This is a genomic window from Cyclobacterium qasimii M12-11B (genome assembly GCF_000427295.1).
In the GTDB taxonomy this organism is placed as follows: Bacteria; Bacteroidota; Bacteroidia; order Cytophagales; family Cyclobacteriaceae; genus Cyclobacterium; species Cyclobacterium qasimii.
In genome coordinates this window covers 139,403-159,125 of sequence record NZ_ATNM01000197.1, presented here as the reverse complement: position 1 = coordinate 159,125, position 19,723 = coordinate 139,403, and the positions used below count along the sequence as shown (strand labels likewise).

Sequence of the window (19,723 nt, the reverse complement as noted above, 5' to 3'; positions counted from 1 at the left end):
GACAATTGGTACAATTTAATCTGCAATGTTACAAATTTTACCCCACAATTCGGGTTGTTAACCCGGATAAGTGATGGGATTTAACATTTATTTGGAATTGAGTTTTTTAATGAGACGACAGGTATTAATAGAATGATTGGTTTCAAATTCTATTTTATCCATTATTTTCCTTACCAATAACAATCCGAGGCCCCCTTTTCTCCTCTCTTTCATTACAGAGTTTACTTCGGGAGATTTGTATTCTATTAGATTAAAGGCTTTCCCTGAATCTGTAATCTCAAAAATGATCGTGTCTGCATTTAAATGCACATTAAGCAATAAAAAACTGTGGGGGTCGCAATCATGAGAATGAATGATAAGGTTGGCACATACCTCTTCCACTGCCAATATCAATTGATTTTGGCTTATGTCATTTAATTTGGCCGGAATAAGGGTCTTTGATATAAAGGTCCTTAATTCTGCCAACTGACTTTTTTCACAATATAGCTTCAATTCATGCTTCATGGAGTGATTTTTCAGCTGCTTCTCTTGTGTCTTTTATATTCATTAATTGGTCCAGGCCCAGAATATGAAAGACATTCATTACTTTTTCATTGAGTCCGTAAATAATAAATTGGATGTTTTTTTCCTTAAAATCTTCTAAGTATGACATGAAAACCCCTAAGCCTGCAGATGATATGTACTGTAGCTCATGGGCATTCACTAAAATATTTTTGATGTCTTCATTTATGACTTCTTGAATTACCTCATCCAATTCCACTGAATTGCTGGCATCCACTTCTCCTTCAAGGCTAATGATTAAATAACCTTCTTCACCCGTTTTATTTATAGTTAACATATTCAATTATACGTTTTAAGCTTTTTTTAGTTTATGCTTTAAATTTGATGACCAAAATTGAATAATCATCATCGGGTAAAGTCTCTCTCCCGACAAAATCATAAACTTCTTCTACTATTTTACTTTTTATTTCCATTGCCTGAAAATCTTTTAAGCCATCCAAAAGCAACCTTAGTTTGTCATAACCAAACTCTTGGTTGTCTTTGTTTTTTGCTTCCACTATGCCATCGGTATACATGACCATAACATCTCCCGGTTGGTATTTTAAATACCCTTCTTCCAGGTAATTCTCATATCCATCGTTTCTGACGATACCTAAACCCATGCCTTTGATGTTTAAAAACCGGGAAATATCTTTCTCCCTGGAATAATATAAGGTAGGACAATGGCCAGCTCTCGCAAAGTTGATTTCTTTAGTTAAGGTACTGATGGTGTAATACGTAGTAGTTATAAAGTTGTTTTTTTCAAGGCATCGGCTTAGGGCATTGTTGGCTTTGGATAAAAAGTCTTTTGGTGGGAGATTTAATTGTACCAAACTATGAAACACCCCTTTCATTTGTGACATATTGAAAGCGGCAGAAGTTCCTTTTCCAGATACATCCCCAATAATCAAAGCAAAATTATTTTTATCAAAACGATAGGTTTCATAGTAATCTCCTCCCACTTCATCCGCAGCAGCTGAAAACCCATCTATTTCAAAACAGTCATTGTGATGCAATTCGGAAGGTAAAAGGCTGCGCTGTACTCTTTGGGCAATTTCCAGTTCTTCTCTATACCGTTCATTTCTGATGGCTTCATTGAGAAGTCTGTGGTTTTCAATCGAAATAGAAGTCTGACCAGCAAAGGTTGAAATGATGTTGATCATTTCTTTGTTAAAACCATCCTTGACTTCCTTTAATAGGAAGATATCACCCAATTTCTTTTTATTAGCCGATACGGGAAGTACCAATACAGATTTATAGATCTCATGCGGAATATGTCCGTACAGGTATTCGGTGCGGTCAGTGGTTTGGCCATTGAAGTAGGAGGCAAAAGGTGCAGACCTTTTTAACAGGGTCATCACTTCCTGACGTTCTCCATTGCTGATAAATTTCTGCAATTGTATTTTGGACGATTGTTCAGGTTCCGATGGATAAAGTTCTAGCCAGGCTGCATCTACATAGGCTGCACTCATACAGCTATCCATTAAAATGTCTAAAACCTGCTCTTCATCTTCACCTGGTTTTATGGATTGGCTTAACTTCTGGAAACTGATTGCCTCCGTAAGTTTCTGCTCAAATACAGAGGAAGTAGGTAAGTTAAACAAGGTTACCAGTGAACTGAAAACCGCATATAAAAGCACGAAAACAAAAAGGCCTAGCAGGAAAAGATTTTCCGATAGATTAATAAAGTGAATGTTTTGCTGGGTATAAGAAACCAGGCGGAAAAATAGATACACCGTGCAGGCGATAATTATCACCAAAAATAAAATGGATTTCCATTTTTCCCGAAAGGTGAGATAGGGGATCCATTTTAAGTTGATAGAAAGAATGGCACCGTAGATGATCAGAAAGATCAGGCCAAACATAAAGCCGTAATTAAAACTTGCTTGGCTGATCAGAACAAAGAACATGCTGATCAATAGAATGACCTCATAAGCTTGCCATTGCTGTACGATAGCTTTACTTTTTTGGTAAAGTATCAGGTGTTTCCAACTCAAAGTGGTTGAAATAAGGAAGATAGATACTACAGCAAAGTTTACATGGTAGAAGAAATTCTTTAGAAGAGGGTCTTCCGACAATCGGGAATCTCCAAGCAGGTAATAGAAGAAAATTATAAGAAAGGAGGTACCTGTGGCCATCAAACCCGTCGAAGCGGCCCTCCAGATAAAGAAGATGAAATTACGATTTTGGTTTTTCTTTATGGCATCATTGAAAAAAATGTATAACCAGATAAAGAAGAGGATTTCAAGAATCCAGGTAATTTCCTTGCCAATCAAACCTTCCATTTGATTGATTTCCCCAAATACTCTGATCAAATTCACAAGTAGTAATGCTAGCCATGAGATGACGGCTAGCATAACATAAATTTTGCCTCGTTGTATTTGTGGAAACTTCACCATAGAAAATCTTACAATAATAAAAATAGAATACCAGAAACCATCGGTAACCGTAAAAAACTATGTGCGATTACGCTAAATTATTTAGCACTGGAATTAAAAATGTTCAGTCAGAAGTGCCAAATAGTCTTGGGAATTCGTCCAGTTTCTTGGCTTTTTCTTCATAAGTAGACATTAAATTTGGCAATAAGGGATGTTATCCCTTTAAAAGTTACCAGGTACTACTATTACAAGGTAGTGAAAACCTATCTCTTTTTTTAAATCTAACTTTCTTTCCTAATTCAAAATGTCAATTTGGGAGATAAGCAAAGAAAAAATCCGGCTCGAATAGTTTAGATAACTACCCGGCCGGATTTTTTGTAAAATAGGTTATAAAAGGTTTGCAACCTTTTTGACTTCCTTTAAGCCGTTCTTTTTGCTAAAGACTCTTTTAGTTTCTTAGCTACAATTTTGTCTTGACCCTTTTCAAGCATAAATACGGTCAAACGTAAACTTTTTGGTTCTTCCCAGTCGATGGTTTCTATGGATGGATTGCCCTCTCTAAGATCTCCTCCAACATCTTTGGCAGAGAATCCATGCTGACTTCCTTCCCAGCTGATTTTAAGGGAGGGATTGTGATTGGCCACTTCTGGTATTACGACCTCGGTAGTAATACCCGGGATGTCTGCAATGGCATCATCGATAAGGGCCACTCTGTCTTCCCAAGTTTGCCATATCTTATCATGGTCTCTGTTGATGAAAGTTTCTAAAGCCATGTACATGCCAAGAATTTCTTCTTTATTAACTTTCTGTCCACGACCGATATTTCCACCTCTTGGAGGAGCACTTAGTCTGGCGGCTTCTATTAAATGTTTTTTACCCATCAAAATACCAGCACTTTGTGGACCAGCCATTGCTTTACCACCAGAAATAGCCACAAGGTCAAAACCCATGTCATTAAATCTCCATAAGTTTTCTACTGGGGGAACGTCAGCTGCGATGTCGTTCATGGTAGGAATGCCATGTTTTTTTGCGATAGCTATCCATTCCTCATGCTTGATTTGGCCTACAGGTGCTTCCCGATTTAAAAACCACATCATGGCAGTTTTTTCACTGATAGCAGCTTCCAACTCTTCCTTGGTTTCAATCATTATTAATTTAACACCTGTATTGGTGAGCGCATGATGGTATCCGTTGGCATGACTTTTTTGGAGAATTACTTCCGTTTTCATTCCAGTTCCTTCCAAAAAGGGTAGTTGACCAGCTTTTTTAGAATCTTTACCTGTAAGTACTCCTGCCATTCCTAAGACCAATGCAGACCAGCAACCAGCCGTAACCATCGCTCCTTCAGCATGACAAAGGCCAGCGATTTTTTCGCCCACTTTGTCTTGGACATCGTTTAGCATTACATATTTTTTAGAAGCCAAATTAATGGTCTCCATTACCTCAGGGGGCATCAAAGAGGCAGTCATGGAAGTGTAATTCCCTGCTGCATTGATGAAAGTTCTTAAGCCTAACTCTTTTATTAAATCTCTTTTTGCTACAGCAGCCGTCGTTGACGGTAAAGTGTCTGCCAACAAGGTGCTACTACCTGCCAATCCACCCAAAATAGGGAGTGATGCAAGGCGTTTGATTAGTTTTCTTCTAGATATCATGATGTTGTTAGTGTGATTATAGGCCGATAATTTAATAATTATCACTGGGCTTTTTAAATTTAGCCCAGAAAATATATTATTTTTGAAAGTAATAGGCAATTTGGTGGGTTTAGCGGTAATGCGATTCGATTGATTTTTTGCCCATAACCAGTATATCTCAGAAAAAATGTTCAACAAGAAACAACCTGCAATTGACAATGAAATAAAAATCTTGGCAAAAGTCCTCTGGGATTACCATAAGTTAAATCATGCCTTAGAAAAAGCAGATGCCATTATGGTTCTTGGTAGCCATGATACCAGAGTGGCTGAAAGAGGAGCCAGTCTCTGGCTGAATGGAATGGCAGAATACTTGATCCTTTCAGGTGGGCTTGGGAATTTCACCCTTGGCCTTTGGGAGGAGCCTGAAGCAGACAAATTTGCGAAAATTGCCATGGAAATGGGTGTGCCCAAATCCGCCATAATTGTAGAAAATCAGTCTACCAACACTGGAGAAAACATTCAGTTTACACAAAACATATTAAAAGAGAGAAATCTCGATTTCCAAAGGTTCATTATTGTTCAAAAACCTTATATGGAAAGGCGTTCATATGCCACATTTAAGAAGAATTGGCCAGAGAAGCTGGTATGGGTGGCTAGCCCGGAAATTCCCATTGATAGCTATCCCAATGAGGAGATTTCTATGGCTATAGTGATTCAATCCATGGTGGGAGATTTGCAGCGAATAAAAGAATATCCAAAACTTGGTTTTCAAATTGAGCAGGAAATCCCTCAAGAAGTATGGCAAGCTTTTGAACAATTGGTGATTTTGGGATTTGACCAGCACCTTATCAAATAATGGTGTTTCTATGCTTTAATTATTTATCCAAGGCTTCCTTATAGGTCTCCAATGCCCTTTCCCGTGCTTTTTTATGCTCAATTATTGGCGCTACATAGTCTTCAGTACCGTATTCTGGGATCCATTTTTGGATGTATTTTTTTCTTTGTCAAACTTGGTCATTTGGGATTCTGGATTGAATATTCGAAAATAGGGTTGTGCATCCGTACCAGTGCCAGCTGCCCATTGCCATCCACCATTATTGGATGACAATTCAAAATCAAGCAATTTCTCTGCAAAATAGGCCTCTCCCCAGCGCCAGTCAATCAGCAGGTGCTTGGTTAGGAAGCTTGCGGTGATCATCCTTACCCTGTTGTGCATGTACCCAGTGCTATTAAGCTCCCTCATGCCTGCATCAACCATTGGGTACCCGGTTTCACCTTTGCACCATTTGCCAAATGCAACCTCATCATTCTTCCATAAGATGCGGTCATATTTCTCCTTGAAGGAAGTATCGACTACTGTAGGCTTGTGATAAAGGATCATCATGTAAAACTCCCGCCATATTAATTCATTGAGATAAGTCCCATTTAGTTCGACAGCTTCCTGTACAAGCCGACGAATGCTTATGGTTCCAAAACGCAAGTGAATCCCCAAACGACTTGTCCCATGTTTAGCGGGAAAATTTCGGGTTTTGTCATAATTTTGAATCAACTTTTCATCGATCTCCAAGGGTGGGATTTTCACTGGGCTTTCTTCAAACCCTATCGCTTTAAGAGAAGGGAGTGGTAAGGGTTCCGTTTTGTAAAATGACTTTTTCCTGTCATCTAAACTAAGGAGGTCAAAAGTGAGGTCTTTTAATTTCTGCAGCCAGATTTTACTGTAAGGGGTAAACACCTTGTAAAAACTTCCTTCATTATTGGTGATCTCATCCTTTTCAAAAATCACCTGGTCTTTAAAATCATAAAAAGGAATGTCTTTGTCTGCCAAGAATCTCTCCACCGCATTGTCCCTTTGTCTGGCATAAGGCTCATAATCACGGTTGGTGTATACATTTTGAATGTCGAATTCTTTGGTCAAGTCACTGAAAACGGATAGCGGTTTGCCTAGTTTAACCAGAATAGAACTATCGTAATTTTTTAATTCGTCATGAATTTTATTGACTTGTTCGAGAATAAACTGCACCCTGGCATCTTTTTTATTTTCCAGTTTATCAAGAATTTCTTCATCAAAAATAAATAGGGGCAAAACATTTTTCTCATTTTCATAAGCCATAAACAAGCCTATGTTGTCAAAAAGCCTCAGGTCTCTTCTAAACCAAAATATTGTCACTTTATCCATACTACAATAATCAAAAAAAAGCGGAGATTGTTTAGTGAATTCAAGGATTTTCTTTGTCCATAATATTTATGATAGATGGGGTTTCCCTTGGATCGGGCTTGAACAATTCGGGAGCTACCTCATCCAGGTTGATGTTGAAATCACCTCTCAGGTATTCATCAGAATCATTAATGTACAGCGGTTTACTTCTCTTAAAGTTTTGAAAAAGCTCTTTAAGTGAGCTGAAAAGCAGGTTTTGGGAAATGGATACGCCATAGGTATTGGGAGCGCGGTTATTAATGTTTAGGGCCGTTAGAGTATTGAAATTATTGCGATTGTATACCCTTACACGGTATTGCCCATTCTCAGTCAAAAGATACTCGGCCTGCCAATCTCCCGCAATTGTATTGAGGTCAGCATTGCCCTGAAGATCGGTAAACCCACCATCTCTGGTCACGCGCAACCTGCCGTCAAAGAAGGTATAAGCCACTCTAATTTGAAATGTTTCCAGTGCTGATTCATCTAGTCCCATCAGGTCAAAATCTATTTCCAGGTTTTCATCCACCTGTGCAATCAGGTTATTGAGCTGTGAAGAGATCAATTGGCTGAGGTTAGAAAAACCGATTCCGGTGCTGTTAAACTGTCCTTCTGGAGAAAACCTTCTAAGCATTATCAGGGAGAAAACCTGCCTGTTCTTTTCCTGTTCATCGTTAGCGATTCTATTTTTGAAAGCAGAAATGGTGGTTTGTAACTCGCTATCCTCAGGGAATTCCGAAAAGTCAAAATCAAAAGATATGTCAGGAGACAATAATTCACCGTTAAGATCCATAATCACCTTTACCGGAAACCGTCTTTTAATTTGGCTGGTTTCTAGCGCACTGGTGCTGGAATTCGTTTGAAGGGATGTCAGTGACACGTTTTCTTGATAGATAGCAGAAATATCCATCACTCCTTGGTAAGGGTCTCCATACCAGTTGATAATTCCTCCTGGTTCAATTACGAATTTCTTGTTGATTACATTGTACAAAGAGAAATTATACAGGGCATCTACTATCTCATAGTTACCGGTCATGGTGAAATTTCCTTGTGTATCAATATTCATATTGAAGACACCCTTCCCATGACCCTGAATATTCTCGCCTGTTTTAGGGTCAATTTGAATTTCGACATAGGCATCCGGCGTAATGTCAAGGTTCAGGTTCATCCTGAGATTATTGATTGTAAGCCTTTCGATCGATTCGCTAAATTCAAGTATTTGCGTGGTATCCCTCAGGTTGATGATATTGATAAAATCTTCCTGTGCCTGACCATTGGATTCACCTATAGGAATGAATACTTTGGTATTGGGTTGGGAGGTAGCATTTGCGGTAAGATCAAGGTTATTGGCTGCACCAAAAACACTGATATCCCCCGTAGCATAGGCTGTTCCAAAGAAAAGATCATTGTCAGATGCACTGGTATTCATCACCTGAAAATTGTTTATCTCAGCGGTAAGGTCTAGAATGAAATTATCAAAATTGTCATGTGTGATACCTCCTCTTAGTCCCGCAATATTGTTATTGACATCTCTTAATTCCAATCCCCTGAAACTAATGTCGTTTGGTTCGAAAATGATGTTGCCATCTACCATGTAGGTCGTATTGAGGTAATTGAACCTGAAAGTAGCACCGTCTAATTTGCCTAAACCTTCTACAATGGGATGGGTGATGGTTCCTCCTACCTTTAAATCCCCATTTAGCTTTCCATCTATGTCAGTTAAATAATCTGCTATAAATGGCTCAATTACGGAAAGTCGGGCATCAGTAAAGCGGGCGTTTAATGCCATTTCTCTTTCGGTATTGCCCAAATCACCTGAAAGATCAATTACCTCTGCACCGTTACGAATGTTTTGAATAGATAGATTGACTGCATCATCAGAATAGTAAGCATTGGCCTCAATTTCACCTACCAGGAATTGGTTGATATAGATGTCTCTAATGGAGATAGCACCTTTCATTCCCTTTTTATTCCATCCCTCTTTCAATTGTATATGTCCGTTGGCTGTTCCTTCATATTCTTTGAGGCCAAAGGAGTTGAGGAAATCCAGGTTTAATTCATTGATGTTGATCTCCATTTTGTCGTGTGGATTGTGATTGATCTTACCATCAGCAGCTATGAATTCATTGTTATGAAATATTTTTAATTTGTCAAACTGAGTTTCATCAGCTTTAATGCTAATACTGTTGCCTTCTTCGAACTGCCAATAATCATCCAGCAGTTTGATTTCTGATGGAGAGAATTTTATCAGGGTGTTATCGGGTGATAAATTGATCTCTGCCCCAATGTCAAAATGGCTTTCCGTAAGCAACTGATCCAGGTAGAAAGAAATGTCCAACTTGGACTGGTTCCATATCGTTTCTACAGATAAATTATGAAAGTTGAAACCTGAATTGAGCTGAATCTCTTTTGACAATACATAAAAAGAAGCGAGCACCTCATTGCTGTCCTTGTATTTGGCAGTATTCAAATCAATATTATTATCGATAAAATAATTATTGCCATAGTATATGGTGTCTATTCCGCTGTAAAAGTTGAATACCGTATTTTGCTCCGTTTGATAAAATGCGCCTTCCACCTGTGTATTGTTTGAAATAAACAGCATTGGATCGATCAAATTTAATATCGGGTTCGCATCCCTTAGATCAAGGGTGATATCGATTTGGTAGGGATTGATTGGGGAGGTTTTGGCCACCTTCGATCCTGAGTAGTTATTCGTTAAAATGGCATAGTAATTTTTCCATAATTCCTTCAGGTCTTCGCCCAATTGTTTCACCTTATAATTGCCACTGATACCCGCCACCAGGAGGTCAGAGTTCAAGGAAATAACACGGGAATTGTCTGTGAAAAGCGATTGAAAGAGGAAGTAATCCAGAAAAAGATCACGGCCATCATAGCTGACAAGTACGTCTCTAAATCTGGCAACTCCTTCAATGTCATCCAGGGTAACCCCCTTTGTGTCCAGTTCGAAATTACCACTGAGGAAAATGGCTTGATTGGAAAGGTTTATTTCATTTAAGAATGCCGTATCCAGGTCTAAGACCAGATTTGCAGAATCCTTGTTATTTCTTAAATCCAACATGCCGTCAACATCCATTACCAGGTTTGGGTCATTGACAGTCATTTTACCCTCAAACAAGTCCTTGGCAAAAGTGGCTTTGGTTTGTATGTTTTTGAAGTCGTAATGGTTGATGCCCAATTTGCTAAAATTAGCGTCCAACTCAATGATTGCAGATGAAACACTAAACCCGGATCCTTTAATTTGTCCTTTGAAACTTGTCTTTTGAAAACTTTCCCGGTCTTCCATCAAGACGCCCAAGTCTAGATTCGACACTTCTAACTGCCCTTTATAGGTTGGGTTATCGTCTTGTTTTAAATAGTTGAGGGTTCCATTAAGTCTGCCTATTCCCGTTCGGAAATTACCTTTAGCAGTAAAATCAGTAAGATGCCCAACGAAGTCAGAATTAAAGCGAATGATACCAAATTTGTTCAGTTCTTTTCTAGCCTGAGGTGTCACATACCGATAGAGGTCGTCGGGACTCAAGGTAGAATTGATCAATGAAAGCTCAAAATAAGTTTCTGATACTTTTGGCAATCCTTCAATATTGAATTTCCCAAACAAAGCACTTTTATCACCAAACCTCAAGAGAAGCTCATCGGAATAAATGGAATCGACTCGTCCGTTGACCTGACCGCTGAGGTATAGCCGATCATCAATGGCTGGGATGTTGTCAGAAAAATACCCCAAGTCTCTGATATCTAAAACTGCCTCGTCCAATTCGGCTAAAATTTCCACCTTCCGATTGAAATCCCTTAGATCAGTAGGAGAATCAAACCTGAATTGGAGGTAATTTTTTATTTCTGTCTGATTGGATTTTAAGTAGAGGTCTTTGAACTCCATACCCGTGCTGGAGTAGGTGAAATTGGTCTGTAGTTGTTGAAAAACCATTCCTGAATTGGCCTCAACTCCTTTCATGTGTTTTAGGTCAAATGCTACCGTGTCCCTTCTGACATAGAAGTCTGTAGCACTTGCCACCAAATCTCTAAATTGAAGATTGCTGTAATCAAATTTTATATCGAAAGGAGGCAGGGTATAGTCCACGATATCCAAAGAGGTTTTTATCAGGGAGACATTGCCAATTGTGAAGGTGGAAGCCTTTAGAGAATTTTTTTCTTTCTTAGGAAGGAAGATCTCCCGTACGCGGGAAAGAAATACAGATATATTTAATCCTTCTCCATCAGGGTGGGTAAGGATCCGGACTTTTCCATTATTAAGGTTGATTTCATCAAAGCCCGGCTGTTCATTGTCCATTAGTCCCTTAATGGAAAAGTCAATATAAACCTCGTCGAGATCCATCATCAAGCTGTCTTGCAAATCTTTAATGGTTACTTCTTGCAAGCTGATGGCATCCCACCACCTTATATTCACGCGACCTATTTCTGTTCTGTACCCGGTTTCTTTGCTAATATGGTTGGTTACGAAACCGGCCAAGTAGGTTTGTAATACAGGAATCTGTAACAATAAGGTAATTGTAACCAAGAAAATGAGCAGATAGCTCATGATCCTAAACGTCCTTCTAAGGGCATTCAGCAAAATTTCCTTAACTTTCGATTTATTTTCCAACAGGCACGAAATGAGTTGTAATATATTAGCAATAGAATCCTCTTGTGATGAAACGTCAGCATCAGTGATTTCTGATGGCAAAATACTTAATAATATTGTCGCCACGCAATCTGTTCATGAGAAATATGGTGGGGTTGTTCCAGAATTGGCTTCTAGAGCACATCAACAGCATCTTATTCCAGTAGTGGCAGAAGCTTTAAAATCTTCAGGAATTAATAAAAGTGATTTGAGTGCGGTGGCTTTTACCCGTGGCCCAGGATTAATGGGCGCACTTTTGGTAGGGGTGTCATTTGCGAAGTCCTTCGCTTATGCTTTGGATAAACCTATCATCGAAGTGAATCACATGGAAGCCCATGTTTTGGCACATTTTATAGACTCCCCTAAACCAACCTTTCCTTTTATTTGTCTTACCGTAAGTGGGGGACATACCCAACTCGTATTGGTAAACAATCCATTGGAAATGGAAGTTTTAGGAGAAACACAGGATGATGCGGTAGGCGAAGCTTTCGATAAAATCTCAAAAATTATAGGTTTGCCTTATCCCGGTGGGCCGCATTTAGATAAACTTGCAGCCAAAGGGAATCCACTTGCGTTTCCTTTTCCATTATCGGAGATGAAAGGTCTTTCCTTTTCCTTTAGTGGCATAAAAACTGCAGTACTTTATTTTTTGAGAGATAGGATTAAGAGAGAACCTGATTTTATAAAGAACAATTTGGAAGACATATGTGCTTCAGTGCAGCATACACTCATTAAGATGTTGATGCAAAAACTGGTAAAAGCTACAAAAGAGAGGGGGATTAAAGAAGTGGCCATTGCTGGAGGAGTATCTGCGAACTCAGGTCTTCGGCAAACCATTTTAGAGGAAGCGAAAAAATACCAGTGGAATGTTTATCTTCCCAAACTGGAATACTGTACAGACAATGCGGCAATGGTGGCAATGGCAGCGCATTTTAAATTTCAAGCTGGAATGTTTACAGATTTGAACGTCAGCCCATTGGCAAAATTGAAAATTGGAAATCATGGTTAAAAAGAATAAATTCGAGAAAATTATTAATATCAAAAACAAAAAGGCAAGTTTTGAATTTGAGTTTATTGATAAATACAAAGCCGGTTTAGTATTAAAAGGCACAGAAATTAAATCGATAAGGGAGGGTAAGGTTTCCCTTACCGAAGCATTTTGCTTTTTCCGTGACAATGAACTATTCATTAAGCAAATGCATATTGCACCTTATACCTTAGCGGCTCATTTCAATCATGACCCGGTTAGGGAGCGCAAGTTGTTGTTGCAGAAAAAAGAATTGAAAAAGCTGGAAAACAAATTTGCAGAAAAGGGACTTACCATTGTTCCGGTAAGGGTTTATATCAATGACAATGGGTTGGCTAAAATAGAAGTAGCCTTAGGGAAAGGTAAAAAAGTGCATGATAAACGACATTCACTAAAAGAAAAAGATGCTAAAAGAGACCTCCAAAGAATGGACTTCTAATGCTGGGTGCGGAATCTGTAGGATGTCGCTCCTCAGTGTTTTTAGGGAGCCTTTACTCAGTTCAGGGTTAAGTACCCAATTGCTTTTTGGGGAGTTGTACAATATTGTGCACATTGGTTCGGATGACCAATGGTTGAAGATAGAAGGAGTTGAATCGACTGGCACAGGTTGGATTATGGCTTCTCAACACCACCCGCTTTCAAGAGATGAATTTGATTTTTTTGTGCAGTCACCTCGGCAAGTTGTTTCCCAGGGAATTGGTGAAATTCGTTTAAAGGACAACACCTTACTTTTACTCCCCGGCAGTCAAATCCATGCGGGACAAAATGAAATATTTGAGTGGGAAGAATCTATCAAGTTTAATGGTACAAGTCATCCATTTGAAGTAAAGGCCTCGAGGGCAGAAATCATTGCTACTGCGTTGACCTTCCTGAATGCACCATTTCTACCTGGTGGCAGGAGCCTTTTTGGTCTGAATGCATCTTCATGGCTAAATCTTATTTTTAAAATTAGTGGAGTGATCCTGCCCAATGAACTTTCTGCTCTCAAAAACATAGGTAAGGATCGGGAGGTGTCAGAGATCCAAGCTGGGGACCTTATAGTATTTGGCGCTAATCAAGGTGTACCTTTCCAAGCTGGCCTATATAAAGGTGAACGTGAAATTCTTTGGGTAAGAGAAAAAGTAAAGACAGGAGCTTTTGATCCAGAAAAATGGGCCAGCAATGCAGCACTCAGTGAATCTATTCAATTGATGCATATAAAAAACCTTGTGGATTGATGAAGGAATATTTGGAAAAAAAAGTACTTGTATTGAACCTGGATCATTCTCCCATTGGGGTCGTAAATGTATATAAAGCATTTGTTCTTACTTATCTTGACAAAGCCACTGCATTGGTTCAGTATGAGGACCTTCAAATAAGAACTGTAGATAAGGTGTTTGATTACCCCGCCGTTATTCGACTCGATGATTATAAGAACATACCGCATAAGGGGGTTTTATTGAATCGAAACAATCTTTTTAAACGGGATGATCACACCTGTCAATATTGTGGATCGAGTAAAGATCTGACCTTAGATCATGTCATTCCAAAGTCCAAGGGTGGCAAGACATCCTGGAATAACCTGATTACTGCTTGCCATCGTTGCAATACAATCAAAGGGAATAAAACCCCGGAAGAGGCAGGCATGGCTTTAAAGACCTATCCTTTTAAGCCCAATTTATCTTATTTCCTGGCAGAATATGCTGAGCGCCATGCTGAAGAATGGATTCCTTTCCTTGCTACAAAGCAGGTATGATCTAAAGTGCCCAAATAGGTTGAATATCTTGATCTTTTGTTGGCTTACAGTTTCTAATCCTAAAATTATTCGTAAATTTGCAATCCATTCGAGTGGATGGGCCTTTTAACAAAAGGATATCATTTATAAAAACCTCAGCCAGACGACCCTAAGGCTGTTGAAAATCAGGGTTATCTATTAATTATGTCAAATCAAGAAGATTTTAATTGGGAAAAATTTGAGACCAAGGGTTTCGGAGAAGGTTACACCAAAGCTGAGAGAGCTGAGATGGAAAACCTTTACGACAATACCCTTACTGAGATTACAGAAAAAGAAGTTATCACAGGTACTGTAGTAGGTATTAATGATAAAGATGTAATCATCAACATTGGTTTCAAATCAGACGGACTTGTTCCACTGAACGAATTCCGTGATATAGAGGGGTTGAAAATCGGCGATGAAGTTGAATTATTCATCGAAGAGCAGGAAAATTCCTTGGGACAGTTAGTACTTTCCCGTAAGAAAGCCAAGATGGTTAAAGCTTGGCAGACCATTGAAGAAGCATTGGAACAAGACAATGTTATCGAAGGTTTAGTTAAGAGAAGAACCAAAGGTGGACTGATCGTTGATATTTATGGTGTAGAAGCTTTCTTACCAGGATCTCAAATCGATGTTAAACCTATCAGAGATTTTGATATCTATGTAGGTAAAAAGATGGAAGTGAAAGTGGTTAAGATTAATCACGCAAACGATAACGTTGTAGTTTCACATAAAGTCTTGATCGAGAAAGATCTTGAGAAACAAAAAGCTGAAATCCTTAACAACCTTGAAAAAGGTCAAGTACTTGAAGGTATTATCAAAAACATGACCAACTTCGGTGTATTCATCGATTTGGGTGGTGTAGATGGTTTACTTCACATTACAGACATCTCTTGGGGTCGTATTAATCATCCAGAAGAAGTACTTAACCTTGACGACAAAGTTCAGATAGTAGTACTTGATTTTGATGATGATAAGAAAAGAATTTCTTTGGGTATGAAGCAATTGACTGCTCATCCTTGGGATTCTTTATCTGCTACTTTGGAAGTTGGATCAAAAGTTACAGGTAAAATTGTAAACGTAGCTGACTACGGTGCATTCCTTGAATTAGCACCAGGTGTAGAAGGTTTGATTCACGTTTCTGAAATGTCATGGTCACAGCACTTAAGAAACCCAGCTGACTTCGTGAAAGTTAGTGATGAGATCGAAGCTGTAATCCTTACACTTGACAAAGACGAGCGCAAGATGTCTCTTGGTATCAAGCAACTTACTGAAGATCCTTGGACTAAGGCTGAAATGTCTACCAAATATGCTATCGGTACCAAACATAAAGGTATTGTTAGAAACCTTACCAACTTCGGTCTATTCTTAGAGCTTGAAGAAGGTATAGATGGTTTGGTTCACGTATCTGATTTGTCTTGGACTAAAAAGATCAAACATCCTTCAGAATTTGTGAAGGTAAGTGACGAACTTGATGTTATCGTTTTAGAATTGGATCTTGATAGCAGAAGATTGGCTCTTGGACACAAACAATTGGAAGAAAATCCTTGGGATACTTTCGAAAATGTGTTCCCAATCGGATCTAAGCACAAATGTGCTATCATCTCTAAAAATGATAAAGGAGCTGTCCTTGAATTACCTTACGGTCTTGAAGGATTTGCAACTACCAAAAATCTTGAGAAAGAGGACGGAAGTCAAGCAGAAGCAGGTGAAAGCCTTGATTTCACTGTGATTGAATTCTCTAAAGATGACAAGCGTATTGTACTTTCTCATACTGCTACTTTCAAAGAAGAAGCAATGCCTAAACCAGGTGCTGCTAAGAAAGCTAGTCCTAAGAAGAAAGCTGCAACTAGCACGGATAGTGGAGCTGGAGCTGAAAAATCTACACTAGGAGATTTGGATGCACTGTCTGCATTGAAAGAAAAAATGGATCAGGGTAAGAAATAATTCACCCTTATTTATATAATACCGAAAGCACTAACCTTACCCAAGGTTAGTGCTTTTTTTATGTCTTATTGGAAGTTTTTTTTATAGCCCATATTGGGGAAGGGCTAACCAATAACCATTGCAATTTCTATTTGCTTTTGAAGCTAAATTTGAAATAATTTTAAGCATGGTTGTTCAAAGCGCTTAGATCGCGAATGTTGCAGGATTGTTGCCAAAAATTAAAGAATGCCTTCTCAAGCCTATCTTTTTTTATTGCTTATACCATTGGGTTTTGTTTTTAATATTGCCCAATCCCTTTGTATGCTTATGTAAGCGAGTAATGATTGGCTAATTTTTAAATGATTTCAGGGATGAATAGACCTCTCCTAATGGGATTTCTGCGTGGGGTTTAGCTATCATTTGTCCTTGATAAATTGATGCATTTTATTTTAAAACCAGTTAATTGAGACACTATTTTTATTGGGTTTCTCAGCAACAAACTTCCTACTTATTTCCTTTTGCTAGTTTAATGGTGCTTCTGCTTACATAAGCTATTGTCGGGTTTAATGTTTTAGAGTCGTAAAATAATAATTAAATAAACGTCAAAAATATTTGTTAGATAAGGCTAACTTATTACTTTTGTAAGGATATTAAAATTATAAATATGAAACTAATAAAATACACCACATTCTTATTTTCGCTGTTAGTTGCCCTAACTTATCAACAAGTGGAGGCGCAACAGAAAGGTGTAATTACCGGAAAAGTTATAGATGAAAGTGGTGCTCCATTGGAATTCGCCAATGTAGGTATTCGAAAAATTTCTTTGGGTGGTGTTACAGATGAAAATGGCTCTTTTGTCATTCAAAATGTCCCATTGGGTACACATTCCTTGACAGCTTCCCTGATAGGATTTGAAATGCAACAAACCAAAATTGAGGTTACAGGGGCTAATTTGTCACCAAGCTATAATTTTGTTTTAAGTGAATCTGCAGCATCACTTGGAGAAGTAGTAGTATCGGGGACTATGAAAGAGGTTTCAAAATTGGATAGCCCAGTGCCTGTAGAAGTTTACTCAGCCAATTTCTTTCGGTCCAATCCTACACCTTCTGTCTTCGAGTCTCTTCAGAATGTAAATGGAGTCCGTCCTCAAATAAATTGTAATGTTTGTAACACGGGAGACATTCACATCAATGGTCTTGAAGGCCCTTATACTATGGTTTTGATTGATGGGATGCCGATTGTGAGTGGCTTGTCATCTGTGTATGGATTGACAGGGATTCCTCAAGCACTTATCGAGCGGATAGAGATTGTGAAAGGACCGGCTTCAACCTTGTATGGTTCCGAGGCAGTTGGTGGGCTTATCAATATCATCACTAAAAAACCAGCTTCCGCCCCATTGGTGTCAGCAGATGTGTTCAGTACCGACTGGGGTGATGTCAATACTGATTTGGGTTTACGTTATAATCTAACCGAAAAAACCCAAGGCCTTTTGGGGATAAATTATTTTAACTATCAGAACCCAATCGATAAGAATGGAGATGGCTTTACCGATGTGACGCTTCAAAATAGAATTTCTATTTTCAACAAATTTAATTTTGATAGAAAATCCGGGAAAGATTTCTCTGTAGCAGGACGTTATGTTTATGAAGATAGGTGGGGTGGTGAGATGGATTGGACTTCTGAGTACCGAGGTGGAGATGAGATTTATGCAGAAAGTATTTATACCAACCGATGGGAAATGTTTGGGGTATATCAACTGCCTGTAGATGAGCTGATTAATTTTCAGTTTAGCACAAACGGACATAGTCAAAATTCCGTTTATGGGGACTCACCTTATATTGCAGATCAGTACATTGGTTTTGGTCAGCTGACTTGGAACAAACCCCTGAAGGAACATGATTTATTGTTTGGGATGGCGTATAGGTACACTTTTTATGACGACAATACACCAGCCACTACCGATGCAAATAACCTGAATGAACCATCAATCACGCATCTTCCTGGTGCTTTTTTACAGGATGAAATTACTTTCAACGATAACCATAAAATATTAATGGGTATGCGGTATGATTACAATAGTCTACATGGAAGCATCTTTTCTCCAAGGATAAATTATAAATGGACCTCTGATAATAGAAACAATGTAGTTCGGATGAGCGTCGGGAATGGATACCGGGTAGCCAATGTATTCACCGAAGACCATGCGGCCCTTACTGGTGCCAGGGAAGTGGTATTTGATGGGGAGCTTGCTCCAGAAACTTCATGGAATGCCAACTTGAATATAGTTAAGAAAATTTATACTTCTAGCCAGGTTTTCATAAGTCTTGACGGATCTGCTTTTTATACTTATTTTAACAATGCTATTTTACCTGATTACGAAACGGATCCAAATAAGATTATTTATGGTAACCTTGATGGACATGCTGTATCAAAGGGCGCTTCACTCAATGTAGAAATGTCTTGGGTAAATGGCTTAAACATTATTGCAGGAGGTACGCTGATGGATGTGTCAGTAACGGAAAATGACGTAACCTACAGGCAGTTACTTACTGAGCGGTTTAGTGGCGTATGGAGTATTGGTTATACCATTCCTTCCATAGCGTTAACAGTAGATTATACAGGTAACCTTTATGGCCCTATGAGATTGCCTCTTTTGGGGGCACTTGATGATAGACCTGGGTACTCACCTTGGTACAGCTTGCAGAATGTGCAGCTTAGCAAACGCTTGACTTCAAAATGGGAAGTGTATGGTGGCGTGAAGAACCTTTTGAACTTTACGCCGGCTGCGAACAGTATAGCAAGAGCCTTTGATCCTTTTGATAGAAATGTGGTTTTTGATGGAGGTGGGCAGGTAGTTCCAACCCCTGAAAATCCTACAGCACTTACATTTGATCCATCTTATGTGTACGCGCCGAATCAAGGGAGAAGAGCCTTTCTAGGAGTTAGGTTTACGATTGATTGATGAAGTGGCTTATAATCATATGGACTGTATTAGTGATGGCATCTTGTGCTGAGATATCCCATGGCCAAACTTTGCCATGGACCTCAATGGAGCATCTTGGGGATAGCTTAAGGGCTAACCCTAAGCCATTAATGGTTTTTATTCACACGGATTGGTGTAAATACTGCAAGATGCAGGAAAACATAACCTTTAAAGACCAGGAGGTTATTGATTTACTTACAGAAAAATTCTACTGCCTAAAAATTGATGCTGAAGACGAGAGAACACTGACTTTTATGGGGCGGGACTATGATCCTGCTTCTGTTGGGGATTTTCATCCTTTGGCTAGAATGCTGGGAATGGAACATGGAAAGCTATTGTTTCCTACTACAGTGTTTTATTTCCCAAGTACTCAAACCTTCCAAAGATTTCAGGGGTTTCAACGTGAAAAAGACTTGAAAAGGTTCATCCAAGAAATTGAAAATGGTATGCCTTAGGTTTTTTGGGGGGCGAAAACTGAAATAAATTATACTGTAAGGTATGAAATAGCTTAGTCGATAGGGTAGTTTGAAAAAGAGAATTTGTTTGAAAATTTTAAAATTATTTTTGTTGCAATTCTGTGTTATTGCTTAGGATGGCATGGCCAAACCTATTGTTTTCCATACAGGTTTAACTAATTTTTCAATGCTGTTTT

Annotated in this window: 13 protein-coding genes and 1 pseudogene; 8 read left to right on the top strand and 6 right to left on the bottom strand. The window is 38.8% G+C overall.

Going from position 1 to position 19,723, the window contains the following annotated elements:
* Positions 1-87 precede the first annotated feature (87 nt).
* The 4 genes from ADICYQ_RS24635 to ADICYQ_RS24620 all read right to left on the bottom strand — a co-directional run bounded on the left by ADICYQ_RS24635 (position 88) and on the right by ADICYQ_RS24620 (position 4,570).
* Positions 88-504: an ATP-binding protein gene (locus tag ADICYQ_RS24635; protein ID WP_040418095.1), complete on the bottom strand. Its 417-nt coding sequence runs from the start codon at positions 502-504 to the stop codon at positions 88-90.
* A complete protein-coding gene (locus ADICYQ_RS24630; protein WP_020888451.1) occupies positions 494-838 on the bottom strand; it encodes an STAS domain-containing protein in 345 nt (114 codons plus the stop codon). Before ADICYQ_RS24630 ends, ADICYQ_RS24635 begins: the two co-directional genes overlap by 11 nt.
* Positions 839-869: 31 nt before the next feature.
* A complete protein-coding gene (locus ADICYQ_RS24625; RefSeq protein ID WP_040418094.1) occupies positions 870-2,939 on the bottom strand; it encodes a GAF domain-containing SpoIIE family protein phosphatase in 2,070 nt (689 codons plus the stop codon).
* A gap of 398 nt (positions 2,940-3,337) precedes the next feature.
* On the bottom strand, positions 3,338-4,570 hold the full coding sequence (locus tag ADICYQ_RS24620) for an aminotransferase class V-fold PLP-dependent enzyme (protein ID WP_040418093.1): 1,233 nt from the start codon (positions 4,568-4,570) through the stop codon (positions 3,338-3,340).
* A 166-nt stretch (positions 4,571-4,736) separates the two neighbouring features.
* Here ADICYQ_RS24620 and ADICYQ_RS24615 point away from each other — a divergent pair, with 166 nt between their 5' ends.
* Entirely contained in the window at positions 4,737-5,405 is a 669-nt protein-coding gene (locus tag ADICYQ_RS24615; protein ID WP_020888448.1) for a YdcF family protein, read from the top strand.
* Between the two features lie 19 nt (positions 5,406-5,424).
* On the opposite strand, the pseudogene ADICYQ_RS24610 reads toward ADICYQ_RS24615, so the two are convergent.
* Together ADICYQ_RS24610 and ADICYQ_RS24605 are read right to left on the bottom strand one after the other, a co-directional pair.
* Positions 5,425-6,725: pseudogene (locus ADICYQ_RS24610) on the bottom strand (cryptochrome/photolyase family protein).
* Positions 6,726-6,765: 40 nt separating this feature from the next.
* Entirely contained in the window at positions 6,766-11,301 is a 4,536-nt protein-coding gene (locus ADICYQ_RS24605) for a translocation/assembly module TamB domain-containing protein (protein ID WP_235114903.1), read from the bottom strand.
* 73 nt (positions 11,302-11,374) lie between these two features.
* Between ADICYQ_RS24605 and tsaD the strand changes: the two genes are divergently transcribed.
* The 7 genes from tsaD (at position 11,375) to ADICYQ_RS26430 (ending at position 19,526) form a co-directional block, all read left to right on the top strand.
* Entirely contained in the window at positions 11,375-12,391 is a 1,017-nt protein-coding gene (gene tsaD / locus ADICYQ_RS24600; protein ID WP_040418091.1) for a tRNA (adenosine(37)-N6)-threonylcarbamoyltransferase complex transferase subunit TsaD, read from the top strand.
* Entirely contained in the window at positions 12,384-12,848 is a 465-nt protein-coding gene (gene smpB / locus ADICYQ_RS24595; protein ID WP_020888444.1) for an SsrA-binding protein SmpB, read from the top strand. The genes tsaD and smpB overlap by 8 nt, the downstream gene beginning before the upstream one ends.
* The gene (locus tag ADICYQ_RS24590) at positions 12,814-13,626 is read left to right on the top strand and encodes an NlpC/P60 family protein (RefSeq protein ID WP_081652438.1); all 813 of its coding nucleotides are present in this window, start codon (positions 12,814-12,816) and stop codon (positions 13,624-13,626) included. Before smpB ends, ADICYQ_RS24590 begins: the two co-directional genes overlap by 35 nt.
* An 11-nt stretch (positions 13,627-13,637) precedes the next feature.
* Positions 13,638-14,144 (top strand): HNH endonuclease, encoded by a 507-nt coding sequence (locus ADICYQ_RS24585; RefSeq protein ID WP_040418128.1) that lies wholly within the window; start codon positions 13,638-13,640, stop codon positions 14,142-14,144.
* Positions 14,145-14,327: 183 nt separating this feature from the next.
* Entirely contained in the window at positions 14,328-16,109 is a 1,782-nt protein-coding gene (gene rpsA, locus ADICYQ_RS24580) for a 30S ribosomal protein S1 (RefSeq protein WP_020888441.1), read from the top strand.
* A gap of 643 nt (positions 16,110-16,752) precedes the next feature.
* Entirely contained in the window at positions 16,753-19,050 is a 2,298-nt protein-coding gene (locus ADICYQ_RS24575; protein WP_020888440.1) for a TonB-dependent receptor, read from the top strand.
* Positions 19,050-19,526 (top strand): thioredoxin family protein, encoded by a 477-nt coding sequence (locus ADICYQ_RS26430; RefSeq protein ID WP_051160354.1) that lies wholly within the window; start codon positions 19,050-19,052, stop codon positions 19,524-19,526. The genes ADICYQ_RS24575 and ADICYQ_RS26430 overlap by 1 nt, the downstream gene beginning before the upstream one ends.
* Positions 19,527-19,723 lie beyond the last annotated feature (197 nt).